The organism is Gordonia sp. BP-119, from assembly GCF_016924115.1.
Classification (GTDB): Bacteria; Actinomycetota; Actinomycetes; order Mycobacteriales; family Mycobacteriaceae; genus Gordonia; species Gordonia hongkongensis.
In genome coordinates this window covers 66,500-92,654 of sequence record NZ_JAFFZF010000008.1, presented here as the reverse complement: position 1 = coordinate 92,654, position 26,155 = coordinate 66,500, and the positions used below count along the sequence as shown (strand labels likewise).

General features: G+C 68.7%; 25 protein-coding genes and 1 pseudogene. 8 read left to right on the top strand and 18 right to left on the bottom strand.

Features of this window, described 5'->3' with window-relative positions; genetic code table 11:
- Position 1 precedes the first annotated feature (1 nt).
- Together JW364_RS07235 and JW364_RS07230 are read right to left on the bottom strand one after the other, a co-directional pair.
- Positions 2-319: a DUF2470 domain-containing protein gene (locus JW364_RS07235; RefSeq protein ID WP_165629539.1), complete on the bottom strand. Its 318-nt coding sequence runs from the start codon at positions 317-319 to the stop codon at positions 2-4.
- Positions 312-1,043 carry a tyrosine-protein phosphatase gene (locus JW364_RS07230; protein ID WP_205333372.1) on the bottom strand — a complete coding sequence of 244 codons (732 nt, stop codon included), beginning with the start codon at positions 1,041-1,043 and terminating at the stop codon, positions 312-314. Before JW364_RS07230 ends, JW364_RS07235 begins: the two co-directional genes overlap by 8 nt.
- A 92-nt stretch (positions 1,044-1,135) precedes the next feature.
- Here JW364_RS07230 and JW364_RS07225 point away from each other — a divergent pair, with 92 nt between their 5' ends.
- A complete protein-coding gene (locus tag JW364_RS07225; RefSeq protein WP_165629538.1) occupies positions 1,136-1,768 on the top strand; it encodes a flavin reductase family protein in 633 nt (210 codons plus the stop codon).
- A gap of 24 nt (positions 1,769-1,792) precedes the next feature.
- On the opposite strand, the gene JW364_RS07220 is transcribed toward JW364_RS07225, so the two are convergent.
- From JW364_RS07220 to JW364_RS07190, 7 genes are all read right to left on the bottom strand, one after another.
- A complete protein-coding gene (locus tag JW364_RS07220) occupies positions 1,793-2,740 on the bottom strand; it encodes a PfkB family carbohydrate kinase (protein WP_165629537.1) in 948 nt (315 codons plus the stop codon).
- Positions 2,737-3,312, bottom strand: a complete 576-nt coding sequence (locus JW364_RS07215) for a zeta toxin family protein (RefSeq protein ID WP_165629536.1) — start codon at positions 3,310-3,312, stop codon at positions 2,737-2,739. Before JW364_RS07215 ends, JW364_RS07220 begins: the two co-directional genes overlap by 4 nt.
- Positions 3,309-3,692, bottom strand: coding sequence for a hypothetical protein (locus JW364_RS07210; RefSeq protein ID WP_068970821.1), 384 nt, complete (start codon positions 3,690-3,692; stop codon positions 3,309-3,311). Before JW364_RS07210 ends, JW364_RS07215 begins: the two co-directional genes overlap by 4 nt.
- Positions 3,693-3,815: 123 nt before the next feature.
- A complete protein-coding gene (msrA, locus tag JW364_RS07205; RefSeq protein ID WP_068970820.1) occupies positions 3,816-4,364 on the bottom strand; it encodes a peptide-methionine (S)-S-oxide reductase MsrA in 549 nt (182 codons plus the stop codon).
- Positions 4,361-4,855 (bottom strand): peptide-methionine (R)-S-oxide reductase MsrB, encoded by a 495-nt coding sequence (gene msrB, locus JW364_RS07200; protein WP_165629534.1) that lies wholly within the window; start codon positions 4,853-4,855, stop codon positions 4,361-4,363. The genes msrA and msrB overlap by 4 nt, the downstream gene beginning before the upstream one ends.
- 156 nt (positions 4,856-5,011) lie before the next feature.
- Positions 5,012-6,235, bottom strand: a complete 1,224-nt coding sequence (locus JW364_RS07195) for an acyl-CoA dehydrogenase family protein (RefSeq protein ID WP_277244056.1) — start codon at positions 6,233-6,235, stop codon at positions 5,012-5,014.
- A 55-nt stretch (positions 6,236-6,290) separates the two neighbouring features.
- Positions 6,291-7,379 carry a VOC family protein gene (locus tag JW364_RS07190; protein ID WP_205333371.1) on the bottom strand — a complete coding sequence of 363 codons (1,089 nt, stop codon included), beginning with the start codon at positions 7,377-7,379 and terminating at the stop codon, positions 6,291-6,293.
- Between the two features lie 246 nt (positions 7,380-7,625).
- On the opposite strand from JW364_RS07190, the gene JW364_RS07185 reads away from it, so the two are divergent.
- From JW364_RS07185 to JW364_RS07165, 5 genes are read left to right on the top strand one after another with little or no spacing between them, the layout of a single operon-like run.
- Positions 7,626-8,519, top strand: a complete 894-nt coding sequence (locus JW364_RS07185; protein ID WP_078113761.1) for an acetaldehyde dehydrogenase (acetylating) — start codon at positions 7,626-7,628, stop codon at positions 8,517-8,519.
- Positions 8,516-9,571 carry a 4-hydroxy-2-oxovalerate aldolase gene (dmpG, locus tag JW364_RS07180; RefSeq protein WP_205333370.1) on the top strand — a complete coding sequence of 352 codons (1,056 nt, stop codon included), beginning with the start codon at positions 8,516-8,518 and terminating at the stop codon, positions 9,569-9,571. The genes JW364_RS07185 and dmpG overlap by 4 nt, the downstream gene beginning before the upstream one ends.
- Positions 9,572-9,575: 4 nt before the next feature.
- Positions 9,576-11,069 (top strand): aldehyde dehydrogenase, encoded by a 1,494-nt coding sequence (locus JW364_RS07175; protein ID WP_205333369.1) that lies wholly within the window; start codon positions 9,576-9,578, stop codon positions 11,067-11,069.
- Positions 11,070-11,074: 5 nt separating this feature from the next.
- Positions 11,075-11,827 (top strand): SDR family NAD(P)-dependent oxidoreductase, encoded by a 753-nt coding sequence (locus JW364_RS07170; protein ID WP_068970814.1) that lies wholly within the window; start codon positions 11,075-11,077, stop codon positions 11,825-11,827.
- Between the two features lie 43 nt (positions 11,828-11,870).
- Positions 11,871-12,284, top strand: coding sequence for a tautomerase family protein (locus JW364_RS07165; RefSeq protein WP_068970813.1), 414 nt, complete (start codon positions 11,871-11,873; stop codon positions 12,282-12,284).
- Positions 12,285-12,377: 93 nt separating this feature from the next.
- On the opposite strand, the pseudogene JW364_RS07160 reads toward JW364_RS07165, so the two are convergent.
- The 8 genes and pseudogenes from JW364_RS07160 to JW364_RS07125 all read right to left on the bottom strand — a co-directional run.
- Positions 12,378-13,148 (bottom strand): annotated as a pseudogene (locus JW364_RS07160) (DUF222 domain-containing protein); the annotation flags it as partial.
- A 185-nt stretch (positions 13,149-13,333) separates the two neighbouring features.
- Entirely contained in the window at positions 13,334-13,540 is a 207-nt protein-coding gene (locus tag JW364_RS07155) for a tautomerase family protein (RefSeq protein WP_068970812.1), read from the bottom strand.
- Position 13,541: 1 nt separating this feature from the next.
- Entirely contained in the window at positions 13,542-14,339 is a 798-nt protein-coding gene (locus JW364_RS07150) for a 2-keto-4-pentenoate hydratase (protein ID WP_137809483.1), read from the bottom strand.
- A gap of 32 nt (positions 14,340-14,371) precedes the next feature.
- A complete protein-coding gene (locus JW364_RS07145; RefSeq protein WP_068970811.1) occupies positions 14,372-15,166 on the bottom strand; it encodes a 2-keto-4-pentenoate hydratase in 795 nt (264 codons plus the stop codon).
- A gap of 43 nt (positions 15,167-15,209) precedes the next feature.
- On the bottom strand, positions 15,210-16,031 hold the full coding sequence (locus tag JW364_RS07140; RefSeq protein WP_068970810.1) for an IclR family transcriptional regulator: 822 nt from the start codon (positions 16,029-16,031) through the stop codon (positions 15,210-15,212).
- A gap of 1 nt (position 16,032) precedes the next feature.
- On the bottom strand, positions 16,033-16,344 hold the full coding sequence (locus tag JW364_RS07135; protein ID WP_068970809.1) for an EthD family reductase: 312 nt from the start codon (positions 16,342-16,344) through the stop codon (positions 16,033-16,035).
- Positions 16,345-16,371: 27 nt separating this feature from the next.
- Entirely contained in the window at positions 16,372-17,409 is a 1,038-nt protein-coding gene (locus tag JW364_RS07130; RefSeq protein WP_068970808.1) for an NADH:ubiquinone reductase (Na(+)-transporting) subunit F, read from the bottom strand.
- A gap of 3 nt (positions 17,410-17,412) precedes the next feature.
- On the bottom strand, positions 17,413-18,648 hold the full coding sequence (locus tag JW364_RS07125; RefSeq protein WP_068970807.1) for a cytochrome P450: 1,236 nt from the start codon (positions 18,646-18,648) through the stop codon (positions 17,413-17,415).
- A gap of 121 nt (positions 18,649-18,769) precedes the next feature.
- On the opposite strand from JW364_RS07125, the gene JW364_RS07120 reads away from it, so the two are divergent.
- A complete protein-coding gene (locus JW364_RS07120; protein WP_065632477.1) occupies positions 18,770-19,759 on the top strand; it encodes an AraC family transcriptional regulator in 990 nt (329 codons plus the stop codon).
- Positions 19,760-19,806: 47 nt separating this feature from the next.
- Entirely contained in the window at positions 19,807-20,307 is a 501-nt protein-coding gene (locus JW364_RS07115; protein ID WP_068970806.1) for an SRPBCC family protein, read from the top strand.
- 181 nt (positions 20,308-20,488) lie between these two features.
- Here JW364_RS07115 and JW364_RS07110 read toward each other — a convergent pair whose 3' ends face one another.
- Positions 20,489-25,987 (bottom strand): carboxyl transferase domain-containing protein, encoded by a 5,499-nt coding sequence (locus JW364_RS07110; protein WP_068970805.1) that lies wholly within the window; start codon positions 25,985-25,987, stop codon positions 20,489-20,491.
- Between the last annotated feature and the right edge of the window lie 168 nt (positions 25,988-26,155).

Sequence of the window (26,155 nt, the reverse complement as noted above, 5' to 3'; positions counted from 1 at the left end):
CTCAGGACGCAGAGGTACCCGAACGTTCTTGCGCCGCACGGAACATCGCGACGACCGCGGTGCGGACGTCGCCCCGATCGCGGACCGGGCGATCCCAGGCGAGCCGCACCCCGACGACCCCCTCGGGAACCGTGGCGTCGAACGTCGCTGCCTCGTGGTCGAATCCGGTCATCGGCGCCGCGACCGCATCGGGCCGCCCGCCCAGCGCACGGCAGATCAGCAGCGAGTCGTCGGCATGATCGTCGTTCATGTGCGCGAGCACGGCTGCCACGACACTCGGGCTGAATTGCGCTGATTCCGAAGTGTTCTCGTCAGTCACGCCCGGCCTCCTCGGCCTCGGGACGCGCGAACCTCGAGACCCAGCCCCGGAAGTGGTCGACGTCGCCGCCGTGCTCCTCGAACCATCCCCACGCACCGCCGCGCGCACCGGTCACGTCCCCGACGACGAGTTCGATGGCCTCGCGCGGGGTGCGCAGGATCGGGGCGTCCAGCGTGGTGCCCGCCGGGATCCGCTTGCGGGACCGCAGACGCGCGAACACCCCGGCGATGCCGTCCTCGGTCCGGTGATAGTCGGTGACGACCGCTTCCTCGTCGACGCCCGCCAACAGCAGGGCGATCGCGATGATCACCCCGGTCCGGTCCTTGCCGGCAGCGCAGTGCACGAGCGTCGCGCCCTCGGAGTCGAACTCGTTCAGCGCGGCGGTGAGCCGATGCCCGCCCGTGCGCATCATCGCGGTGTAGATCTCGACGAGCGCGGTGTCGGCGAGACGGTCGACGCGGGCACCCGAGGACACCGGACGGTGCACGACGCGAACGTTCGGCGGCCAGGTGACGGCCATCCGGCCCAGCTCGGTCGGGTCGCGCAGATCGACGACGGTCGCCGGCGGCCAGGGCAGGCCGACGGGGTCCTCGTCGTCGGGATAGGGGGCGTCGCTGCGAATCAGCACATTCGCGGCGGTGACGCCGCCGCCGGCGACCCGCATACCGCCCAGGTCCCGGATGTTGGCGAAGGTCCGCAGGTCAGAGGCGGAGGAGAGGGTCACGGCGGTCCCGATCGTCGATGTGCGCGGTGGTCGGTCGCACCTCACCTTACGCAGGCGATGGAACGGGTGACGGCTGACGTACCGTGGCGATGGTGACGACCTACCACTCCTACGAGCCGTCGCAGGGCCACCGGCTCTCCCACGACCCGGTGAATGCCATCGTCGCGCCGCGGCCGATCGGCTGGATCTCGACGGTGTCCGACGACGGCGTCGGCAACCTGGCTCCCTACAGCTTCTTCAACCTCTTCAACTACACGCCGCCGATCGTCGGTTTCGCCAGCGTCGGTTACAAGGACACCGTCGCCAACTCGATCGGGTCCGGCGAGTTCGTCTGGAACCTCGCCACCGACGATCTCGGCGAGCAGATGAACGCCACCTCGGCTGCGGTGCCCGCCGGCGAGGACGAGTTCGACGTCGCCGGCCTGACGCGCCTCGCCTCTGATCTCGTGGCCCCGCCACGGGTCGGCGAGAGTCCGGTGAGTTTCGAGTGCCGAACCACCCAGTCGTTCCAATTACGCACGGCCGCAGGCGACCTCGTCGACACCTGGATGGTGCTGGGCGAGGTGGTCAAGATCCACATCGCCACCCATCTGTTGCGCGACGACCAGACGTACGACACGGCCGGCGCCCGACCACTGCTGCGTGCGGGCGGGCAGGGCGACTACTTCCTGCCCAGCGACGACCATCACCGGTTCATGAAACGGCCGCAACCGGCCACCCGCTAGCAGCTCTCCCCCGGCCGGTTCCGCTCACATCGCGCGGCGGATCTCGTCGTCGCTCGGCATCCCGGCCCGGGCGCCGACCGCCGCGACGGACAGCGACGCCGCCGCGACACCACGTCTCGCCGCCTCGACTACCATCGAGCCGGCGGCGAGCGCGGCCGCGAACACGCCGTTGAAGGTGTCACCCGCACCGGTCGTGTCGACGACCCACGCGACCTGTCCGGCGGGGAGCGAGATCACCTCGGACGCGGGGTCGGCGATCAGTACGCCATCGGCACCGAGGGTCACGAGAACCGGTGCGCCCGTTCGGGATGCGACCGCCGTCGCCTGTTCGGCCGCCGATATCTCCGGCGCGGCCACACCCTCGGAGACGAGTCCGTACAGGTCCCGCAGTTCAGAGGAGTTGGGCGTCAGTACCGGCGCCGACGCCATCAGGTCGACGGTCGACGGCAACACCGGGGCGGGGTTGACGACGCAGCGGATACCCCGGGCGGCGGCCGTCGTGACCGCCGCGGCGACGGCGTCGGCCGGGATCTCGGTGCTGACGAGGACACAGCCGGCCCAGCCCGCCGCACGGTCGACCGCGGCACGGACCTCATCGGTGCCGAGGACGGCATTCGCGCCTGCCCCGACCGCGATCTGGTTCTCCCCGTGCGGATCGACGACGATCAGCGCCATCCCGGTGGCGACGCCGTCGAGCACGTCCACGTCCGTCACGTCGACACCGGAGTCCCGCAGTTCGGCGAGTGCGCTCGCGCCCATGTCGTCGGAACCCACAGCGCCGCAATATCGCACCCCGGCACCCGCACGCGCCGCGGCGACGGCGGCGTTCGCACCCTTGCCGCCGCCGTGACGTGTCACGGTCGGACCGACGACCGTCTCACCGGGCCCCGGCAGACGGTCGGTCGCCACCACGAGATCGACGTTGACAGCGCCGACGACGAGAAGCCGGCCGGCTCGATCGAGGGAAGTCATCGTGCCTTCGTATCCGTCAGCGCACCCGGCGTCCAGTCCGGCCAGTCGGGTACGCCGGCGACCAGACCGTCGACGTACCGCGCGACGATGCGCGTGGTCGGTCGCTCGTTGGCGTACACGGTTGCCAGGTCACTCCGCGCGATGGCCGTCCGGACGAGCGGCCACAGGCGTCGGAACCGCTCGCGGATCTTGACCTCGGCGACCGCGTGCCCGCCACTGTCCACGCGCAATCGGACGCGATGGACCGCGAGAGCCTCGGGGATCATGACGACGTGCAGCGCGACTCGGTATCCGGCGGTATGCGCACGTTCGATGAGCTCCAGTTTCGAGGGGTGCGAGAAGACCGTCTCGGCGATGAACGAGGTGCCGCGCTCGATGAGAGTGTCGCGCGTCGCCGCCGCCAACCGGGCGGCGTCGTAGGAATGGGCTTCCGCGGAGTCGGGCCACCGCTGCCGGGCGATCAGGTCGGCGTTGACGAAGGGCACATGCAGCAGGGGTTGCAGATGACGCTCGACCAGCGTCGACTTGCCTGCGCCGTTGCATCCGACGACCAGATCGAGCCGCGGAGTCACTGCTCGAGGATGACGCTCGTCCCGTCGGGGCGGTGTTCGACGAGCCGTCCGGCGTCATCGACGACCACCGAGGACAACCCGGCCGAGGCACGACGAACCACGTGGTCGTCGGTCGCGAGCCGCGCTTCGAGATGAGCGTCGATCTCGGCGTCGTAGACGACGGCTTCCTCTGCGGTCAGCACCTCTCCCGGCAGATCGCCCGCCAGCGCGGCCTCGACCCGCTGACGCGACGCGGTGGTGCGCTGCGAGACGCTGCGCCCCAGACGCGCCCAGTGTTCGAGTTGCTGCCGCGCCGACCGCTGCTCTCGCGCGCCTTCCCGGGCCGCATCGGTCACCAATGCAGCAGACAGCCGGGTCACCTTGTCCGTCCCGGTGCTCATCGCACACCTCCCGCGCGTGTGTAGCAGAGTGCTACATCGCCCCAGCATACGCCGACGAACCCGTCGACGGTCGTTGTCGCATGACCGTCGACGGGCGTCGGCACGGTCAGCCGGCCTCGCGCGTCACCGCGTGGACGCCGCGTCCCGCTTCGGCAGCACCCATCCCGGGCGCGGGAAGTGGCAGGTGTACCCGTTCGGGAAATTGAGCAGGTAGTCCTGATGTTCGGGCTCGGCCTGCCAGAACGGACCCAGCTCCTCGATCGTCGTGACCGCCTTGCCGGGCCACAGCCCTGACGCGTCGACGTCGGCGATGGTGTCCCGGGCGATCTGCTCCTGCTCCGGCGTCACCGGGAAGATCGCCGAGCGGTAGCTCGTGCCGACATCGTTCCCTTGCCGGTTGCGCGTGGTCGGGTCGTGGATCTGGAAGAAGAACGCCAGGATGTCGCGATACGACGTCTGGGTCGGGTCGAACACGATCTCGACGGCCTCCGCGTGACCGGGGTGGTTGCGATAGGTGGCGTGGTCGTTCTGCCCGCCGGTGTAGCCGACCCGGGTGTCGAGCACGCCGGGCTGCTTGCGGATGAGGTCTTCCATACCCCAGAAGCATCCGCCCGCGAGGACCGCGGTCTCGGTGCCGGGACGGACGGTGATCTGGCCGGGGTCGGTCGTCATACGTTCTCCTCCTGGGTATCGGTGGTGTGGGAATTCGTGGTGTGCGTGCCGCCGAACAGGCCGGCGTACTCGCCGTACCCCTCCGCCTCGAGCTCGCCAACCGGGATGAACCGCAACGAGGCGGAGTTCATGCAGTAGCGCTGTCCGCCGGCCTCGCGCGGCCCGTCGTCGAAGACGTGCCCGAGGTGACTGTCGGCGCCGGACGAGCGCACCTCGGTGCGTCGCATCCACAGGGTGCGGTCGGTCTTGGTGGCGACCGCGTCGGGCTCGATCGGCTTGGTGAAGCTCGGCCAGCCGGTGCCGCTGTCGTATTTGTCGGTGGACGAGAACAGCGGCTGCCCGGACACGACGTCGACGTAGAGGCCGGGTTCGTGGTTGTCCCAGTACTCGTTGTCGAAGGCACGCTCGGTGCCGTCACGCTGGGTGACGCGGTATTGGATGTCGGTGAGGCGGCTCAACGCCTCGGGGGTCTTGCGGTAGGTGTTGCTCACGTTTCCTCCTGCTGACGCTCCCTCGGCTCCGTCGAGCGACGGCGCTCGGAGGGCGTCACCGTGCACAACACCACCATGCCCCGATTTGGTCCCGCGACGCCAAGGGCCGCCGCCCACCGGGGTGGACGACGGCCCGGAGGGTCGTCAGCGCGTCGATCAGCCCACGACGTCGCGACCGAAGATCTGCCGCGCGAGCACCCACCGCTGTACCTCGCTGGCGCCCTCGTAGATCTCCCCGATCTTGCTGTCCCGGTACAGGGCCTCGACCGGACCCGACGAGTCGTCGTCGCCGAGCTCTTGCGTGAATCCGAAGCCGCCGAACGCCTGGACCGCGTCGCGGGCCATCTGGACCGCGACCTCGGTGCCGCGCAGCTTGGCCATCGCCGCCTCCGGTTCGGGAAAGCGCGTTCCGGCGTCGAGCCGCATCGCGGCCTTGATGTACAGGTCGCGCGAGATCGCGATCTCGGTCGCGCGGTCGGCCATCAGGAACTGCCAGTGCTGCCGGGCTGCGAGCGGTTCGCCGAAGGCCACCCGGGTGCGCAGGTGGGCAGCGGTGCGGTCGAAGGCGGCTTGCGCCATGCCCACACCCGCCGCCGCGATCCCGATACGTCCGTAGGTCAGCGTCTGCAGGGCGACCTTCAGCCCGCCGCCCTCGGTCCCGAGCAGGGACTCACGCCCCAGCTCCACCTCGTCGAGGTGCACGTCGGCGGTGATCTGGCCCTTGTTCCCGAGCTTGCGATCCGGCGTACCCACCCGGACCCCCGGGGTGTCGGTCGGGACGATGAACGTCGAGAGCCGGTCACCGGTGCGCGCGAGCACCACGACGAACGCGGCGACAACGGAGTTGGTGATCCAGCGCTTGCGTCCGTTCAGCACCCAGCCGTCGCCGCGGCGGTGCGCCACGGGCCGGACCGCCTCGGGCGAGAGATCACTCGACGCGGCCGGCTCGCTGGTGGCGAACGCGCCCACGATCTCGCCGGCGACGACCGGTGCCAGCCACCGGCGGCGCTGCTCCGGCGTGCCCCGGTTGACGGCGTTGCCCGCGAGGATGCAATGGACGTCGAAGATCGCGGCGACGCTGTTGGAGAAGTACGCCAGTTCTTCGACGGCGGTGGCCGTCGCAGTCGCCGGGTGGGCCAGTCCGTCGCCGCCGACGTCGGCCGCGAAGGGGATGCGGTAGATCCCCGCCGCGGCCAGCCGATCGAACACGTCGTGCGGGAAGCCGTCGAGCCGTTCGTCGCCCCGCGCGATCCGATCGGCCACCGGGGCGACGTCGCGGAGCGCGACTTCCCGAACCCGGCGGCGGACCACCGCGACCTCGCCGGGCGACACGAGGTCGTGGTACAGGGTGTCGGCGATCCGCAGTGGCTGGTCGGGCACGTTCGTCGGACGACGACACCGCGGCGATGTCGATGACAGTCAGGGAATCTCCCGATCAGACCGGTGCGTCGGCCACGGCACGCGACCTCTCGATCTCGTCGGGCACCAGTTCGACGACCGCCTCGACCTCCGGCGCGGGTGCACCCGGCCCGAAGTCGGCGAACGCCGTGATGTGCTCGTCGAGCGGAAGCGGATTGGGGGTGCCGTAGGTGAAGTAGGTCTCCCACGGCAGCTTCGCGCCGCCGACGGCCAGACCGGTGTCGATGTCGGACATCTGCCAGGTCTTCGTCTCGGCCGACGGATCGAGATGCAGATATCCGGACTCGCCGAACAACTCGATGCGGTTGCCACCCGGTTCGAACACGTAGAGGAACTGCCCCTGGGTGATCCCGTGCCGGTCCGGACCGGCTTCGATGCGGATGTCGTACTCGCGGAACATCTCCACGGCGTCGATGTTGTGCTGACCCGTGCCGTAGTAGAAGGCGAGGTGATGCAGTTTGCCGCGCCCGCCGGTCATGTCGCGCATGCAGGCGACCTCGTGGCCGAGGATGTTCGAGCTCATCCAGGCGCCGATCTCGACGTCACCGTCGACAACGCGCTCGGTGGTTCGGAACCCGAGGTGGCGTTCGAACTCGGTCTTGAGCGCGGTGACGTCCGAGGCCATCAGGTTGAGGTGGTCGATGCGCTTGACCGGAATCCCCTGCAACGGCTTCTTCGACGGCCGGGTGAGGATCTTGCTCTGCAGTTCCGGTGGCGCGACGTAGGTCTCGGCTTCCCACACCAGCGCGAAGTCGTGACCGTCGGCGGTCTTGTACGCGAGCGTCTTGCCGTAGCCGAACTCGTCCTCGTGCCACGAGGTCTCGATGTTCGCGCCCTGCAGCGAGGCGGCACGGCGTTCGAGCGCCTCGGGGGAGCTGGTCCGCATGCCGGCATGGCCCATCCCGGGTTCGGCGGACTCGGTGATCTTCAGACTCCAGGGGTAGGGGTCCTCGTAGGCCCGCAGGTAGACGGACTGGCCTTCGCGCCGGGTGACGTACATGCCCAGGAATCGGGTGAAGAAGTCGAGGGTCTCCTGCGGCTTCGGGGTCAACAGTTCGGCACGGGCGAGGTGCGCGACATCGAAGCGTGCGGCGTTCTCGGTCATCGTTTCTCCTGTGGATCGGGCGCCACCGGATCTCGGTGGCTGCTGGCTGATGAGCCTCAGCATGGCGACGAGATGTGACTGCCGTCACCGCCATTCGGGATATCCGAACAACGGTGTCGCCGATGCGCTCCGCGTTCGGACTGCCCGTGCCTTGGCCCCGGAGACGGCAACCGCTCCTTAGGTTCGGTGTCGAGCACGCCGACGGCAACCGAGACCGAACGTGCGCACGAGCAGAGGAGACATGCGATGAGCCGGTTGACCGCCGCCATTGTGGGATCGGGCAACATCGGGACGGACCTGATGTACAAACTGCTGCGGTCCGAGTACGTAGAACCGGTCCACATGGTCGGGATCGATTCCGCCAGTGAGGGTTTGCGCCGGGCGCGCGAGGAAGGACTCGAGGCGTCGGCCGAGGGCGTGGACTGGTTGCTACGGCAGTCCTCGCCCCCCGACCTCGTCTTCGAGGCCACCTCCGCCAAGGTCCACGCCGCCGTCGCGCCCCGCTACGCCGACGCGGGGATCACCGCGATCGATCTGACGCCCGCCTCGGTCGGCCCTTACGTCGTCCCCGCGGTCAACCTCCGCGAACACGTGAACGCGCCCAACGTGAACATGGTGAGCTGCGCCGGGCAAGCCACCATCCCGATCCTCCACGCGATCAACCAGGCCGCCGACGCCGCCTACGGAGAGATCGTCGCGGCCATCGCGTCGGCGAGTGCGGGTCCGGGAACGCGGCAGAATCTGAGCGAGTTCAGCGAGAAGACGGGGCGCGCCCTGGCGCAGGTCGCGGGAGCGGACCGGGCCAAGGCGATCTCGGTGATCAACCCGGCCGAACCGCCGATGAACATGCGCGACACGGTGTATGCGAAAGTGCGCAACCCTGATCCCGTGGCCATCGAACGCGCCGTGGTCGACATGGTCGCCGAGGTCCAGCGCTACGTCCCCGGTTACACCCTCAAGCTCGTCGACACCGATGGCGATCTGGTGACCGTGATGCTCGAGGTCGTCGGCGCCGGCGACTTCTTACCCACGTACGCAGGCAATCTCGACATCATCACCGCGGCCGCCGTGCAGGTCGCCGAGGTGATGGCGCAGGAGAGGGCCGCGACAGCGACACTTCAGACAGGAGCACTGCGATGACCAGCCAGTCCCCGGCCCGCGGGCCACGATCGGTCACCCTCGTCGACACGACGCTGCGTGACGGGATGTCGAGTGTCTCGCACCGGTTCACCACCCGCGACGTCGCCGCCATCGCGGCCGGCCTCGACCGGGCCGGCGTCCCGACAATCGAAGTGGCACACGGCATCGGTCTCGGTGCGTCGTCGGTCCAGTACGGCTTCGCCGCGGCCACCGACCCCGAGTACGTGCGCGCCGCCGTCGACGCGGTCGACAACGCCGACATCGCGGCCCTCTACGTACCGGGCATCGCGACGCTGAACGAACTGCAGGCGGCGGTGGACGCCGGCATCTCGACCGTCCGCGTCGCCGTCCACTGCACCGAAGCCGATTGCGGGCAGCAGCCTGTCGAATGGGCGAAGGAGAACGGTCTCACCGTGATGACCTTTCTCATGATGAGCCACAAACTCGAACCCGACGCACTCGCCGAGCAGGCGGCCAAGCTCGACTCCTACGGCGCCGACGTCGTGTACGTCGTCGACTCCGCAGGTGCGCTCGTCCCGCGGCAGGCCGGCGAGCGGGTCGCGGCACTGCGCGAGGCGATCTCCGCGGACATCGGTTTCCATGCCCACAACAACCTCGGTGTCGGGATCGCCAACGCGCTCACCGCCGCCGAGAACGGCGCCACCTACATCGACGGCTCGCTCCGAGGGCTCGGCGCGAGCGCGGGCAACGCCCAGACCGAAGTCCTCGCCGGCGCATTCGAACGCGCCGGCTGGGACACCGGCGTCGAGCTGTTCCCGCTCATCGACACCGCCGAGAACGTCGTGGCCCCACTGATGACCGAGCCGCAGATCGTCGACGAGACCGCTCTCGTACTGGGATACGCCGGGGTGTACTCGACGTTCTTCCACCCCACCAAGCGCGCTGCGAAGAAGTTCGGGGTCCCGGCCCGGGACATCCTGCTCGAACTCGGCCGGCGCGGGGTGATCGGCGGCCAGGAAGACATGATCATCGATGTGGCCTCGGAACTCGCGGGCCGCACGTACGAGACGCCCGTCGCGGCAGAGGTGTGACGCAATGACTCTTTCCAGCCATCTGACAAGCACCGATCAGAACGGTACCGCCGAGGTCCGCCACCTCATCGGGGATGAGTGGCGCACAGCTTCGGACGGTGCGACGTTCGAGTCGCGCGACCCGCATGACGGCACGTTGCTCGCGCGGGTGGCGCGCGGCACCGCCGACGACGGTCTCGCTGCGATCGACTCTGCCCGAGCAGCTTTCGACGACGGGCCGTGGCCGCAGATGTCACCCAAGGAACGCGCGGCGATCCTGCATGCGGTCGCCGACGCCGTCGACGAGCACCGAGAGGAGCTGGCACAGCTCGAAACCCGTGACGGCGGCAAGACGATCACGCAGTCGCTGCACGCCGAGATCCCGCGGGTGGCCCACAACCTGCGCTTCTTCGCCGATTACGTCTCGATGGCCGCGAACGAGGCCTACCCGGACGGCGATCTGCTCTCCTACGTCCTCTACCCGCCCGCCGGGGTCGTGTCCGCGATCAGTCCGTGGAACGCGCCGCTGATGCTGGCGACATGGAAGATCGCGCCCGCACTTGCCTTCGGCAACACCGTGGTACTCAAACCGGCACCGCAGACACCGTTGACCGCCAACCGTTTCGCGCAGATCGCGCTCGAGGCGGGTCTGCCGCCCGGGGTGCTCAACGTCGTCCACGGCTTCGGTGGTGAGGCCGTCGCCGGACCGCTGACCTCCGATCCGCGCGTCGACCGCATCACCTTCACCGGATCGAGTGCCACGGGCGTGAAGATCCTGCAGGCGGCCGCCGCGAACCACACGCCTGTCTCGGCCGAGATGGGTGGCAAGTCGGCCAACATCGTGTTCGCCGACGCCGATCTCGATGTGGCCGTGCCGATGTCCCTTCGGGCCATCTTCGGCGGCAACGGGCAGGTCTGCCTGTCGGGTTCGCGACTGCTGGTGCAGAACTCGATCCGCGAGCAGTTCGTCGAGCGCTTCGTCGAGGAGGCGCGGAAGCTCGTGGTCGGGGACCCGAAGGACCCGACGACGTTCATGGGGCCGCTCATCGAGCAGCGTCACCTCGACAAGGTGCACAGCTACGTCGAACTCGCGCAGGATGAAGGCGGCAAGATCATCACCGGCGGCGAACGACTCACCGACCCCGATCGGGCGGGCGGCTTCTACTATCCGCCGACCGTCATCACCGGCCTGACCAATGACTCCCGCACGGCACGTGAGGAGATCTTCGGTCCCGTCGAGACGGTTCTGGGCTTCGACACCGAAGAGGAGGCGCTGCGCATCACCAATGACTCCCCCTACGGTCTCGCCGGAATCCTGTTCACGCAGAACCTCGATCGGGCTCATCGGATGGCCGCGCGCTGGAAGGCCGGCACGGTCTGGATCAACACCTTCTTCGAACGCGATCTCCGGCTGCCCTTCGGCGGTGAGGGCATCAGCGGCCTGGGCCGTGAGGGTGGCCAGTACTCACGCGAGTTCTTCACCGAACCCCGTGCGGTGACCCTGCGCATCCGGAAGTAGGACCCGTGTCCACAACCGAGACATGTGTGGTCGTCGGCGCGACCGGCGCGATGGGGACCGTGTTCACACGACGCCTGGTGGCACGCGGGATGCGGGTTCTCGCGGTGGGGCGCCGTGCCGAGGAACTCGAACAGCTCGCGGCAACAGACGAACTGATCATCCCGTGCGCGGCCGACATCGCCGAGGACTGGTCCGTGGACGCGATCCGATCCTGCCTCGACGGGCCCGTACGACTCGCGGTGTTCGCGGCCGGTCTCCCGGTGCGCGGCTCCGCGGACGCGATCGAGCCATCGCTGCTGGCCACCGCGGCCAACATCAAGGTGGCCGGCACCGTCCGGTTGCTGCGAGCAGTCCGCGACCATCTCGCCGACGGCTCGCGGTTCGTAGCGGTCGCGGGTTCACTCGGACTCGAACCGGGGCCCCTCGACGCGGGACCGGGTACCGCCAATGCCGCGTTGTTCAATCTGATGCGACAGATCTCGGCACTCTACGGACCCCGGGGTGTCACCGTGCACACCATCGCGCCCGGGCCCATCGACACCCCTCGGCTCCGCGCCTTCGTCGACACCGAATCGCGTGAGACCGGGGCCGCGCCGCAGGAGATCTGGGACAGGTACACGGCCAAGACCTCGCTGGGTCGCCTGCCCACACTGGACGAGATCGCCTGGCTCGTCGAGATGTTGCTCGAGCCCCAGGCCGCCGTGCTGCACGGCAGCGTCCTCAACGCCGACGGCGGAACTCGCCACGGCATCCAGTAGCCCGGTCCGAAACGGACGCGGGCACTTCCCGAACGGAGCCAACATGCCGGTTGCACACTTCCACATCCCCGTCGGCAGCGCGTCCACCGAGCAGCGCGCCGCTCTGCTGACCGCCGCGAGTGCGGCCTACTCCCGCATCCTCGACTCACCGATCGAGCGGGTACGCGCCTTCGTCGTGCAGTACGACCCGACCGACCTCGCCGTCGGCGGACAGCTCGTCGCCGACGGCGGGTCGGCAGCCCCCTATTTCACCGCCATCGTGCTCGCAGGCCGTCCGCCGCAGCAACGTTCGGAACTTCTGGCCGCGTTCACCGACCTCGTCGTCGAGCACCTGGACGTTGAACGCTCGGGCGTCCGTGGACAGATTGTCGAGGTGGCGCCGGAGAACTGGGGCATCGCCGGCCAGCCGGCGAGTGATGTCCGGGCGTCGGAGATCGCACTCCGCGCGGCTCGCTGAGCCCGACACATCCACCCTGTGGAGTTGTCAAAGGTCGTGTGGCGCCGGAGTCGACGCCGGAGAGTCTGGGCGCGGTGGTTCTAGGGTTGGCGACTACACGAGGGCGTCGTCGAGTCGCATGGTGCGGCGGTTGTAGGCAGGCCGGGGTAACCGTCGGGGGTCGATGTCGGCCGGCGGGATCAGCCACGGATGCCGATCAGGACCCATCACCACCTCCCAGCCATGGTGATGACCTGGGTATGGCAGCGCTGACACAGCAAGCACCCGTTGTCCAGATCAGTCGGACCACCATCAGCCCTATGGACGAGATGGTGGACCTGCGTATACGCCGCGGGGGCAACGCATTTCACACAGCACATAACGCGAACGATGATCGCTCGACGTAAGTGGTGTGGGAACAGCCGATTCGTGGTGCCCTTCCGCAACGGCACGCCCTCGGTGTCGAGCACGATCTCGGCCACCCCACCGTCGCAGGACAGTCGTCGTGCCGTCGACGCCGTGACCGCACCGACCCACGGCAACCGCGCCGGATCGGTGTTGTCGGCCGGGATGGTCACCAGCACCTGGGTGCGAAGCGCGCCAGCGGTGGTCATCGCCGCACCGACCGCCGCCTGATCCGGCAATAGTTCCAAACCGTCGGCGCGGCGTTCTCCGACACTGCGACGATCCTCGGCGCCGTCGGGTTCCGGCCGCGGGCAGGATCGTTCGTCGATCATCGACAGGAACTTCTCCCCGATCACCGCGGTCACGTCCGCGGCGATCGCGACTCTGCCCTGCTCGGTCACCCGCATGTGCACCGTGTTCAACGACGCATCATCAGCGGGCAACACTCTCGGGATCGACGTCGGCTACCCGGACGGCCAGGGAGCAGAGCTGACACGCCCCGTGACCAACAGACTTCAACTCGACTCCTAGACTTCAATCGAAGTCCATCGGTCGAGTTGAAGTCTGCCGGTCACCGGCCGGACTGCAGGTATAGCGGCCTTTTCGAATCAGGGACCAGTGTCTTGCAGTTCCCGTGGACAGTAGCGAGCAGCTCCTCCCGCGCCTCACGATTCCGTGTTCGCCGCCTGACGTTCGGCAACGGTGACGTCGCCCGCCGACCAGTGGGTGGTCGGGACCTCGCGGACGCATACTCGGATGTTCGCGATCGGCGCGCCGATCGCACGGTGGGCGGCCGCCGTCAGTTCGCGCATCAGCGCGCGTACCTCGTCGGGTGAACGCCCCTGGGCGATGGTCACATCGATGAACGGCATCTCACCCTCCCGCGATCGTGATCGAGCCGAGCGTGGTGAAGTGTGCCGCGACCCGGCTACCCGGCTCGACCGGCACAGCGTCCGTCATGCCGCCGGTGAGGACGACCCACCCTGCCTCCAGGGTGACGCCCCGCGCGCCGAAGGTGTTGGCCGCGAACGCCAGTGCCTCGGCAGGATGTCCGAGCACCGCCGAGCCCGTCGCGGTGGCGACGATGTCGCCATCGATCTCCAGAAGGCACGCCTCGAGTCCGAAGTCCACGTTCGCGACATCTCGGATGACCGGACCCGTCACGTAGACGCCGGAGGAGTTGTTGTCGGCCACCGCATCCGCGAGGGTGAACTTGAACCCCGAGTAGCGACTGTCGATGATCTCGATCGCGGCCATCGCATGGTCGACCGCGGCGAGTGCTGTGGCCGCGGTGACACCGGGACCGGTGAGGGGCCGCCCGAGCACGAAAGCGATCTCCGGCTCGGCGCGCGGATGGATGAGTCGCTCACGCGGAACCGGCAGACCGGCGGGCAGCACCATCGCGTCGGTGAGCCAGGCGACCGACGGTTCGTCGACGCCCATCTGTTTCTGCTTGGCCCGCGAGGTCAGGCCCAGCTTGATCCCGGTCACGGTCTCTCCGCGCGAGCGCCGATCGGCGAGCGCGATGTCCTGAGCGGCATAGGCTACGTCGAGTGTCAGGCCCGGCCACTCGTGGTGGATCGAGGTCCGCGCCGTCCGCGAGTGTTCGGCGGCGAGCAGCGTGCCGGCGACACGAACCGCACTCCAATCGTCGATTCCATTGTCTGTCACATCTTCTCCTGATGGTTCGAGGACACGAGCACTCACGCGCCGGCCAGCACCGCGGTGACGCTGCCGAGTCCGGCGATGGTGGCGACCACGGTGTCCCCCGGCGCGACCGGCACGGCCGCGGTCATCGAACCGGGCAGGACCACGTGGCCTGGTTCGAGGGTGACACCCAGCGGCCCGACCGTGTTCGCCAGCCAGACCAGCGCGTTGATCGGGGATCCCAGCACCGCACCACCGGCGCCGGTGTCGACGAGTTCGCCGTTCACATGCAGGTTGCAGCCGGCCATCCGCAGGTCGACGTCGACGAGCGGCACCGGCCGTCCGCCCAGGATCACCCCGCCCGACGACGCATTGTCGGCGATGGTGTCGAAGATGCCGATCTGCCAGTCGCGGATGCGCGAGTCCACGATCTCGAGTGCGGGGAGCACGAAGTCGACGGCCGCGGTGGCCTCTGCGACCGTGACCCCCGGCCCGCGAAGCGGTTTGGCGAGGACGAAGGCGACCTCTGGCTCGATGCGCGGCTGGATGAAGGTGCCCGCCGGGATCGGGGCGTTCTCGAGATGGAACATGCTCGCCGTGAGGTGCCCGAAGTCCGGCTGGTCGACACCCATCTGCCGTTGGATGGCACGGGAGGCCAGCCCCACCTTGTGCCCTTTCACCACGTCACCCTGCTTCTCCCAGTCCTGGACCTGGGCGAGGGCGATCTCATAGGCGGTCGACAGTGGATGGTCCGCGAACCGCGCGGCCAGGGGTTCGATCGGGGCGTGGTCTCGATAGGCGTCGAGCAGCGCATCGGCGGCGTCGCGCACGAGGTCGGCATGGTCGGTCATGGAAGGCACGATCTTTCTGGGCTGAGGAACGGCGATCGCGGGGTCATCCCGCCACCGCGTGCAGGACGGAGACCTCGCGCTCGGGCAGCCGGATGGGCGTGGACTCGTCGCCGGACGAGGTGCTCAGCGCGCGGGACGCGTCGGCGGCGGCCGCGATGACCGCACGCCGGAATTCGTGTTGTGCCGGGACGAATCTGGTCGCGGGCGCGGTGATCGACATCGCCGCCACGACCACCCCCATCTCGTCGCGGATCGGAGCCGCGACGCAGTGCACGTCGGGAACGGCTTCGGCCAGGTCGAAGGCGCAACCCCGGCGCAGCACACCCTTCAGTTCGGCCGCCAGTTCGTCTGGGTCCGTGACGGTCGACGACGTGTACCGCCGGAGCTGCTTGTCGGTCACGTTGCGGGCCAGCTGAGCCGGGTCGCAGTGCGCGAGGAGTACTTTGCCGACCGCGCTGCAGTGCGCGTCGAGTTGGGCGCCGATCCGGGCGCCGGATACGTTGATGACGTGATTGCCGAGCACCTTGTCGACGTATATCACCCGGTAGCGTTCCATGACCGCGAGATGGGTTGTCTCGCCGAACTTCTCCGACAGCGCCTGCAAAGCCGTTGCGGCACAGGATTTGACGTCGACCGTGCCCTGCAACGCCTGGTTCAGCTCGACGACCCGCCAGCCGATGCGATAGCGGCCGCGGGCGCGGCACTGGAGCAGGCCGATGTCGACCAGTGAGGCCAGCAGCGCGTGCGCGCTCGACCGGGGGACGCCGAGCTCACCCGCGACCTCCGAAACACCCCACTCCGGACGTTCGACGGTGAACAGATCCAGGACCGGGCCGATCTTCTGGACGGTCTGCAGCGCGGCCATCTCAGGGACCCACCATCGACTCGTCGCTGAACAGCATGGTCGCCCCACCGGTGGCGAAGTTGGCGACATCGCCGGCCGCGGCCTGCCCCTCAGGCGATCCGAGGGCCTGGGCAAGGGCGTCTTTCGAGTCGAAGTACAGCTCGGCCACAGAGTACGAGGCGGGCTCGGTGCCGTCGAGGGAGTCGCACTTGCCCGCGGCGAACCGGCGCAGTCCGGGGATACGGCGGACCAGTTCAGCATGCTCGTTCTCGTAGTGCCGGTCGAAGGCCTCCGGGTCGAGCGGATGTCCGTAGATCACGGTGAGTCGGTACATGACTTGCCTTTCGGATCGATCGAGATGTCACGATGCCGCGGTGGTCGCCACGGGGGCCGCCACGGTGAATTCCTCTCGGAAGATGAGACGGGGCGCCATCCGGCGACGTTTCAGCGCCCGGACGCCGGCCTCGATCATGGCCGGCGGGCCACAGAGATAGGCGCTCAGCCCTTTACAGCTCCGGAAGTCCTCGACGACGACGTCGGTGACCATCCCGGTGGCGCCGTCCCACTGCTCCTCGCTGAGGACCGGCCGGTAGTGGAAGTTGCTGTACCCGGCCTCGAGTTCGCGGAAGAACTCGACGTCGTAGAGGTCGTCGCGTCGTCGGCCACCGTGGTACAGGTACAGCTCGGGTACCAGGCCGTGGTCCAGCACGTGGCGGGCGATGGACTTCAGGGGGGCGAGTCCGGTACCGCCGCCGATGAGGATCGCCGGCTCGGCCTGCTCGCGGACGAGGTGGAACTGGCCGAGCGGTCCGCGGAGTTCTACCCGCTCCCCCACCGTCAGCGAACCGAAGATCCAACCCTCCGTTGCTCTTCCACCGACGGTGCGCTTGACGTGGAACTCCAGGAGCTTCGACTCCGACGGCGGGTTGGCCATCGAGTACTGGCGCCCCACACCGGTACCGGGAATCACCAGCTCCGCATACTGGCCGGCGTTGAACGACATCGGCTCGTCCAGTTCGACGACGAGTCGGCGCGTATCGGTGGCGATGTCGTCCAGGACGACGACGGTGCCGTCGTGATCGCGCAGGGGATGTCGGGGCGTTCCATCGTCGACCGCGGCGCCCAGCGGTTCGACGACCAGGTCCGAGCACGGGGTGGCCATGCAACCCAGCGCCAGCCCGGCACACCGTTCGGCAGGTGTCAGCGTGTAGTCGGGTGAGTCATTGTGCGCCACTTCGCCGTCGAGTACTCGGAGCTTGCAGGTACCGCAGGTCCCCTGCGTGCAGGAGTGCGGCAGCCATTCCCCCGCGCGCAGAACCGCATCGAGAACCGATTGATCGGCGGCGACCTCGAGCGGCGTGTCCGAACCCTGGACACGAACACGATGTGTGGTGGTCACGCCTCAGACCTCCCACTGGATGTGGAGCTCCTTGGGGCCACGGAAGCCCCAGCCCCAGAAGTTGACCTCGTGGTCGGTGTCGCGCTCGATGTTGGGGATCGTCTCCAGGAGTTCCTCGAGCGCGATCCTGATCACGTTGTTGGCGAAGTAGGTTCCCGCACAGGCATGGACACCGCCGCCGAAGGTCATGTTCGGGATCACCGCGCGGTCGAGGTCGTAGGCGGTCGGGGCGTCGTAGGCGTTCTCGTCCTGATTCGCCGAACCGTAGGAGAGCATCACCAAGGAGTTCTGCGGGATCGTCACCCCGCCGACCACGACCTCGTCGGTGGCGATCTTTACGGCCGCCGACCAGATCGGCGCGACCCACCGCATACCCTCACCGACCGCCCTGGGGATGAGGCCGGGATCGTCGACGACCCGCTCGAGCTGTTCCGGCCGGCTGAACAGACCGGCGAGTGTGGTCGCCATCGCATGTCCCGGCTCCTGCATCGCCCCGAGAAGGAACACATACAGGTTGGGGTAGATGACGTCGCGGCTGCGCGTCTGGCCTTCCGGCATCCCGTCGTGGAGCCAGTGCGAGATCGCGCTGTGATCCGGGTTGACGATCCACTCGTCGATCTTGGGGTCGACGTGCGCGATGATCTCGGCCTTCGCCTCGTCCCCCGGGACGAAGCCGTCGGGATTGGCGAACTCGCCGTCGGGCGTCATCGCGGAGTTGGTGAACGAGCCGCTGAGCTTGTGGAACCACTCCCGCAGTTTGTCCGTGCTCACATCTCCGAGGCCCAGCAGGTCGCCGAGGGCACGGACACTGACCGGTTCGCAGTACTCGGCGACGATGTCGGCCGAACCGTTGTCCTCGATCCGCTCCAGCAGTTCGCGTGCGAACGGACGCACCAGATCGTCGATGTAGTCGTCGACAGCCGACGGTTGCAGATGCGGCTCGACCATGTCGCGCAGGTCGCGATGCTCGGGGCCGTTCGAGTTGAGCAGCGCACCGTGGCCGAACGTGCGTCCGCCGGCCGGGGAGATCACCGCAGGCCAGGTGTCCGAGTCCTTCGCGATCTGCATGCAGAGTTCGCGGGTCGAGACGATGTACATCCCGAGTGACGGCACGAACGCCACCGGCGCCTCCTTTCGGAGCCGCTCGTAGAAGGGGTACGGATCGGCCTCCAGCTCGGCCATCGTGATCTCTTCGACGAACTTCGGGGTGACCTCGTGGGAGGGCTGTACTGCGGTCATGTGACTCTCCGTTGTCGTTCCGGATATCTGTTGTCTGGGGCCGGCTCGTTCGGTCATGCCGCCGGCCACGTCGGCGATGTCTTGTGATCTGGAACACTATGGGTGGAGGTGGTGGGAGAGAATGACTGCGAATGCACCGATGGATGACTCCGCGCGCACCGCCGGATCCGTGGAACTGAGCACCCGCGAGCTTGCGAGTGCCGAGGGCCGGGTGCGGTGGGCCGAGGCCCTCGACGCCACCTTCTGCGAGATGGACATCGACTGGCCCCAGGACCGACGCCCGTTCACCGCACAGATCGTCGCCCGACCCGTCGGCGCCCTGTCGGTCAGCGTGGTCCGCGCCGATCCGCACACCGTCGTGCGCACGCCGGCGATGATCGAATCCGATCCGGCCGACGACTATCTGCTGTGCCTCATCACCCAGGGGGCCGCGACGATCTCACAGGGTGAGCGCACCGGATTGCTGGAACACGGCGCCTTCGGGATCATCGACGCCACTGCACCTTTCGTCGTCAGTGGCGCAACCGAGTTCGAGCAGATCGTCGTGCGCGCCCCGCGGGAACAGCTCATCGCGCGGGCAACCCACGACGTCGTCGACGACGCGACGGGCCGGGCCATCGCGGTCGACTCGGGCATCGGACGGCTGGTGTCGAACTTCCTGGTCGATGTCGCGGCCCAGGTCCAGGGCATCTCCGTGCCGTCGTCGAGCACGGTGGCGAGCGCGGTCCTCGACATGGTCGCCGGCGCGATGACCGAGCAGGTCTCACCCCGCACCGCGACCGACCGGATACACGCCGCCGACCTCCGCGCGGTCCAGAACGCGATGGCCGATCACATCCACGATCCCGACCACACCATCGCACTGGTGGCCGCAGAGCTCGGGATGTCGGTGCGCTACGTCCACAAGCTGTTCAGCACGACCGGCACCACACCTCGGGCGTGGCTCTACGCCCGGCGGCTCGACCGGGCCCGTAACCTGCTCGTCCAGAGCGATCTGGGCGTCGCCGACATCTGCGCACAGGTCGGGTTCCGCGACCCGTCGCACTTCAGTCGTGCGTTCAGCCGGACCTTCGGGGTCAGCCCGTCCCGGTACCGGACCATCGCGCCCTGAGCGGCGCCCTCCCTAGGATGGTCGGTACGCGACCGCAGGAAGGGCCCATGACGACCAGCGACATCGACCGCAGTGCTCGATTCACCCGTTCCGAGTCCATCCACATCGACGCCACGCCGCAGCAGGTCTGGGATCTGGTGACCGACATCGCTCGCACCGGCGAGTGGAGCCCGATCTGCAAGGCGTGCTGGTGGAAGGAGCCCGCGACCGGACCGGAGGTGGGCGCGTGGTTCTTCGGCCGCAACGAGACACCCGAGCGGGTGTGGGAGACCCAGTCGCGGGTGGTCGCCGCACAGGAGCCCATCGAGTTCGCCTGGATGGTCAACGGCGACGCCGTGCGGTGGTCGTACACGATCGAACCCGACGACGACGGGACGACGCTGACCGAATCGTGGGCCGTGCAGCCGGCCGGGTTCGAGCTGTTCGCGCAGCGGTTCGGGGACGACGCCGACGCCCAACTCGAGCAGCGCCGCGACGCCGCGTTGTCGGGGATCCCGGTCACCCTCGCGGCGATCAAGGAGATCGTCGAACGCGTCTCTGCTCCCTGATCCGGAAGAACGACCTGGCCCCGCTCCCTGAGGAGCGAGCTTGCGAGCGTCACGAAGGGTCCCGCAAGGCGTCTCACCAGGCCCTTCGAGGCTCGTCGCTTGCGCTCCTCGCACCTCAGGGAGCAGTAGTTGGGCTCGCTCCTAGCACAAACAGGCTCTTTCGGATCAAGGAGCGCAGGCTCTACGAGCTGGCCACCTGCGAGTCCTGCCGACCCCACGCCGGCGACTTCTCGATCGCGCCGATGATCTGGGGCCGGAGCTCGTCGGCCTGGATGACCGCGTCGACCGAACCGACCTCGACGGCGCGTCGGATGCTGTGCACCGCGTCGAACTCCGCGGCGATCTCGCTGATCTTCTCCGCGCGCACCGACTGACGCAGATCGGCCAGCTCGGCGTTGAGCCGTGAGCGGTCGGGGCCGGTGGCCTGTGCGGTCTCCGCCTCGAGTTCGCGCACCCGTGCGTCGGCACTGACCCGCTTGGCCACGTCGCCGGCGAAGACCACCGCCGCCGCGGGGGCACCGCCGAGCACCGACGCGAACGACCCGTCGATCGCGAGCACGGTCATGTTGGGGTTCAACGCCTTCGAGAACACCACGAATGCACCACCGTGGTAGCGCGAGATCACGCAGAACACGATGGGGCCCTCGAAGTTCACGATGGCCCGCCCGATCTCCGCGCCGTACTCCAGCTGGAGCTTGCGCAACGACTCCGGCGATCCGTCGAACCCGGACAGGTTGGCCAGCACCACGAGCGGTCGGTTTCCGCTGGCCACGTTGATCGCGCGCGCCGCCTTCTTCGACGACTGCGGGAACAGCGTGCCGGCCGTGTAGGTGTCGGGACCGTCCGTGGGGGTGTATCCCCGGCGCGGCACCTCCCTCGACTCGATACCCAACAGGCACACCGGGATTCCGCCCATGTGCAGATCGCACACGACCGCGGTCTCCGCGTCGGCCATCCCCGCCCAGCGCTCCAGCACCGGGTGGTCCTGGTCGGCGACGGCGCGGATCACCGTGCGGATGTCGAAGGGCTTCTTGCGGTCCGGGTTGGTGGCCGCCGAGAAGATCTGTCCGACCGTGGTGAAGTCGCTGCCCGCCAGGACGTGCGGGTAGTCGGAGATGTCGCGGTCCACCGGGTCGCTCGTGATCGCGCGACGCGGGGTCTGCTCGCCCGACGCCACGTAGGTGTGCTCGTAGTGAGCCATCAGAAGATCCCGTGCGGCACCGAGATTCGGCGCCCAGTACTGCGCCTGACCGTTGGGGCCCATGACGCGGTCGTAACCGCCGATGCCGAAGTTGTCCTCCGCCGACACACCGCCGGAGAAGTCCAGCGACTGCTTGCCGGTGAGCACCATGGCCGACTCCGGTGTCATCACGAGGATGCCCTTGGTGTGCATGAGCATCGTCGCCTCGGCGTTCCAGTACGGCTGCCCGCCCACGTTGATCCCCGCCACGACGATGTTGATCTCACCGCCGGCCTGCGTGAACTCGACGATGCGCTTCAGCGCCCGGGCGATCCAGTCCATGTTCTCCGTGCCGGAATCCATGGAGATCCGCGCGCCTGAGGAGAGTGCGTACCACTCGAGCGGGACCTGCATCTGCTCGGCGAGGTCGAGCGCCGCGACCAGCCGGCTGCACTCCGGTTCCGCCAGTGCGCCCAGCGATTTCGTCGGGTCGCCGAGCAGGACCACGCGGGTGACACCGCGCGGGTACTTCTCGGTCGGGGTGGTGACCACACCGGCGACGATCGCCGCGGAGTTGCGACCCTTGGCCCGGTCGACCGGCACCAGACGCTGCTCGGCGTCGAGGTCGTACTCGGTGAAATCGCCCAGGATGGCGGCCAATTCGTACGGATAGACGGTGTTGCGCTTCGCTGCCCGCAGCACCTTCTGGCGGTACTCGTCGACCGGTTCGATCGGCTCGTCGGTCGGGTCGACTACCCGGACGTCGAACCCGCCGGTCGGGTTGACCGAGAAATGGACCGACACCTTGCTCAGCTCGCCGGTGTCGCGGTCGCGGCGACGCGCGATGAGCTGGACCTCTTCGAGCCCCACTCCCTGTGTCGTGCCGCGGATGTGGTCGGCGATCGCGTCGAGGACGTCGGCGTCGACGTCGATCGGCGGCCACACGTACATGATGATCCGGTTGGCGCTGGACAGGTTGGTGGAACCGCGCTGCGCGCGCCGGATCGAGTCGACGCACGACGCGAGCGCCGCCTCGGCGGTCGGCAGCGTCAGCAGGCGGCCGTCCTGGTCGCGCAGTGCGGTCAGGTCGCGGACCTGAGCGAAGGCGACGAGACGGCGATCCGACGCGTTCTCCCGTGCGACACAACGGAAGAGGTAGACCTCTTCGTCGTCCGACGACGGCAGTCGGGTGAGGTCGAACTTGCGGAGCCGTTCCATCTGCATGCGCTGCGCGATGTAGGGGTGCAGTCCGCGGATCAGGCGTTCCTCGGCCATACCGGTCGCCGACGGCCGGAAGGTCACGTGGTGATGCATCCGCGCATCGGCACTGCCGGCGACCGTGATGGTGACGCGGTGCACCTGCGGCGGAAGCGAACTGGTGGCGACGATGTCGTGCAGTGTCCCGGCGAGCACGTCGAAGTCGTCGGGTTGCTGCTCCCACGCCAGGTAGATGTCGGCATCGACCGCGGCGGTGTCGCGGGCGAGTTCGGCGAGTCCGCCGATCGTCGCCGGCAGGGCGTCGAAACCGACTGCGGCCGAAGCGATGTCACCGGCATCTCGCCGGGCGACCACGAATGTCGCACCGCCGGCCTGCCGGGTCCGGATGTCGGCGAGGCCGCGGTTGCCGTAGTAGCGCCGGGTCAGCACCTCGAGCATCACCGTGTTGTCGGCGTGCCGTTCGATGCGCTGGCCGAGAAGCCGGACGAGCGGTTCGGTGCTGCGCACCATGTCGTCGATGCGGCTGGTGCGGTCGGCGGCGTCGGGGTTCTCGTCGAGGTACTTGAGCTGTTTGCGCACATTGCTGTAGACGCGGGCGCGGTCACGCAGCAGCAGCGGCTGGCCGTACCAGGCGTAGATGACGCCGCGGGCGAGGTCGGCGACGGCCGGGAAGCGGACCTGGGTGGCGGCGACGAGGCGGTCGAGGGCGGTGCCCACCGCGTCGCGCAGTTCGTCGCGCGGGGTCGGCTCGTCGAGCCATTCCAACAGCAGCGAGCTGATCACCGCGGCCGAGTCGTTCGGGTTCTGCAGCGCGAGGAAGATCCGGAACACTGCGGCCTCGAGCTCCGGGGTGCGCTCGAGGTCGGTCACGCCGTAGTGGCTGAGCGCGCGGCTCAGCTGGTCGTGGAACGCCGCGGGCAGCCCGTCGCGTTCGACGTCCAGACTCTGCAGGTAGGTGTGGAAGTTCTCGCGTGCGCTGTGCACGTGCTCGACACCGACGTCATGACTCGACGGCCGGTTCTGGCTCAGCTCGGCCAGGTCGGCGAACACCGTCACCAGTTCGAGCTCGTCGGCCAGCGGACGACGGCCGCTGTCGAACGCGGCGCGCCGGACGGCGAGGTACTCGTCGAGCAGGCGCATCCGGTGGTTCGGGTCGACGTCGAAGCCGAGCAGCTGGCTGCGGAGGTCTTCCTGACTGCGGGTGGTGCGTTCGGTGGGATCGACCTCGAGCTCGGCAGGCAGCTCCAGGTCGACGGCGTCGGCGGCCACCTCCTCGACGGCGTCGTCCTCGTCGTCGGCGAGCGGTTCGAGGCGCATCAGGGTCGCGCCCGTCTCCACCTGGGTGCCGACCGACACCGCGCACTCCTTGACACGTGAGCGCACCGGCGCGCGCAGGACGGTCTCCATCTTCATGCTCTCCAGCACGAGGATGGGGGCGCCCGCGTCGACCTCGTCGCCGGCCTGCAGCGGCGTCGCGACGACGAGCGCCGGCGCGGGCGAGCGCACCACACCGCCCTCGTCGCGGCTGACGCGGTGGGTGACGCCGTCCACGTCGACGAGGTGGATCGGCCCGTGGGTGTCGGTGAGCAGGCGGTAGCGCACCCGGTTGACCACGAGCTGCGCGGCGTGCTCGTCGAAGCGTTCGAGGTCGACATCGGCGGTCCGGATCTCGCCCGGCGCCTCGATGGTCACGCGGAAGCGATGCGCGCCGATGGCCCCGACCCGGACGCGATACGCGACGCCGCGCAGCTTCAGATCGAGCGGACGGCCGCTGTCGTGCTGCACCTGCGGACGACCGCCGGAGGCCGTCGACATCAGCCGCTGCCGCTCGACGAGTTCCTCTTCCTCGTACGCGTCGATGGCGGCGGCGATCAGCGCGATCGCCGAGTGCCGGTTGGCGACGAGGCCGCCCTCGGCACGCACGCGGTCGATCCAGCCGGTGTCCGCGCTCCCGTCGATGACCTGCGGCTGCGCGAGCAGCTCCAGCACGAAGCTCTTGTTGGTCGCGCCGCCGGCGATGATCACGCGGGTCTCGCGCATGGCCCGGCGGAGGCGGCCGAGTGCCTCGTCGCGGTTCCGTCCGTAGGCGATGATCTTGGCGATCATCGAGTCGAAGTCGGCGGGGATGGTGTCGCCTTCGCTGACCCCGGTGTCGACGCGGATGCCCGGCCCGGCGGGCAGCTCGAGCAGGTCGATACGGCCGGGCGCGGGGGCGAAGTCGCGGTCGGGATCCTCGGCGTTGAGGCGGGCTTCGATGGCATGCCCGCGCTCGACCGGGGGCTCACCCTCGAGGCGGCCGCCCGACGCCACGTGCAGCTGGGCACGGACCAGGTCGAAGCCGGTCGTCGCCTCGGTGATGGGGTGTTCCACCTGCAGGCGGGTGTTGACCTCGAGGAACGCGAGCAGGTTCTCGCCCGGGTGGTAGAGGAACTCGACGGTGGCCGCGCCGCGGTATCCCACGGCCACGGCGAGCCGCTCGGCCGACGCCTTGAGCTCGGCGACCCGGTCGGCGGGAAGTACCGGCGACGCGGATTCCTCGATGATCTTCTGGTTGCGTCGCTGAACCGAGCAGTCGCGGACGCCCAGCGCCCACGCGGTGCCCTGGCCGTCGGCGATGACCTGGACCTCCACGTGGCGCGCGCCGGTGACGAGTCGTTCCAGGAACACCACGCCACTACCGAAGGCGCGCTCGGCCTCCTCGCGGGTGCGGGTGTAGGCGTCCCGGAGATCGGCATCGCTGGTGACCTTGCGGATGCCGCGGCCGCCACCGCCGGCGGTGGCCTTCAGCATCAGCGGGTAGCCGATCTGGGCTGCCGCGGCCACGGCCTCGTCGAGAGTGTCCACACCGCCGCGGCTCCACGCCGCCACCGGCACGCCCACTTCCTCGGCGATCAGCTTGGCGCCGATCTTGTCGCCCAGTTTGCGCATCGCCTCGGCCGACGGCCCGACGAAGGTGACGCCGATGCGGTCGCAGAGTTCGGCGAACAGCGGATCCTCGGCCACGAAGCCCCAACCGACCCATGCCGCGTCGGCACCGGTCTCCAGCAGGGCGTGCTCGAGCACCTTCATGTTCAGGTACGGACGCGACGCGGCAGGCCCGAGGTCGTATGCGACGTCCGCCTCACGTACGAACGTGGCATTGCGATCCACGTCGGTGTGCAGCGCGATGACCTCGATGGGTTGCCCGGTCTCTTCCGAGAGGCCCCGAACGGCGTGGATGAGCCGCATCGCGGCCTCACCTCGGTTCACGATGGCGATACGAGAAAACAACACCGGCTCCATTCACGTCGTCGTCGTGCGGTTGAAGGTCCGCAGGTACGGTACAGCGCAGCGGCCCAGCTCAGTGGCGATCCGGGACGCGCGGGGTGGTTCGACGCTGTGATTCTTACGAGTCAAATCGCTACGCGCGAGTACGGCGCGTCGCGAGGTGGGTGAAACCACGCGATCCGG

Coding starts and splice junctions, on each gene's coding strand:
- JW364_RS07220 (WP_165629537.1), bottom strand. CDS start 2,740: ATGACTTCCCTCGATCGAGCCGGCCGGCTTCTCGTCGTCGGCGCTGTC.
- JW364_RS07210 (WP_068970821.1), bottom strand. CDS start 3,692: ATGAGCACCGGGACGGACAAGGTGACCCGGCTGTCTGCTGCATTGGTG.
- msrA (WP_068970820.1), bottom strand. CDS start 4,364: ATGACGACCGACCCCGGCCAGATCACCGTCCGTCCCGGCACCGAGACC.
- JW364_RS07190 (WP_205333371.1), bottom strand. CDS start 7,379: ATGACCGAGAACGCCGCACGCTTCGATGTCGCGCACCTCGCCCGTGCC.
- JW364_RS07185 (WP_078113761.1), top strand. CDS start 7,626: ATGAGCCGGTTGACCGCCGCCATTGTGGGATCGGGCAACATCGGGACG.
- dmpG (WP_205333370.1), top strand. CDS start 8,516: ATGACCAGCCAGTCCCCGGCCCGCGGGCCACGATCGGTCACCCTCGTC.
- JW364_RS07175 (WP_205333369.1), top strand. CDS start 9,576: ATGACTCTTTCCAGCCATCTGACAAGCACCGATCAGAACGGTACCGCC.
- JW364_RS07165 (WP_068970813.1), top strand. CDS start 11,871: ATGCCGGTTGCACACTTCCACATCCCCGTCGGCAGCGCGTCCACCGAG.
- JW364_RS07155 (WP_068970812.1), bottom strand. CDS start 13,540: ATGCCGTTCATCGATGTGACCATCGCCCAGGGGCGTTCACCCGACGAG.
- JW364_RS07145 (WP_068970811.1), bottom strand. CDS start 15,166: ATGACCGACCATGCCGACCTCGTGCGCGACGCCGCCGATGCGCTGCTC.
- JW364_RS07140 (WP_068970810.1), bottom strand. CDS start 16,031: ATGGCCGCGCTGCAGACCGTCCAGAAGATCGGCCCGGTCCTGGATCTG.
- JW364_RS07135 (WP_068970809.1), bottom strand. CDS start 16,344: ATGTACCGACTCACCGTGATCTACGGACATCCGCTCGACCCGGAGGCC.
- JW364_RS07125 (WP_068970807.1), bottom strand. CDS start 18,648: ATGACCGCAGTACAGCCCTCCCACGAGGTCACCCCGAAGTTCGTCGAA.
- JW364_RS07120 (WP_065632477.1), top strand. CDS start 18,770: ATGACTGCGAATGCACCGATGGATGACTCCGCGCGCACCGCCGGATCC.
- JW364_RS07115 (WP_068970806.1), top strand. CDS start 19,807: ATGACGACCAGCGACATCGACCGCAGTGCTCGATTCACCCGTTCCGAG.
- JW364_RS07110 (WP_068970805.1), bottom strand. CDS start 25,987: ATGGAGCCGGTGTTGTTTTCTCGTATCGCCATCGTGAACCGAGGTGAG.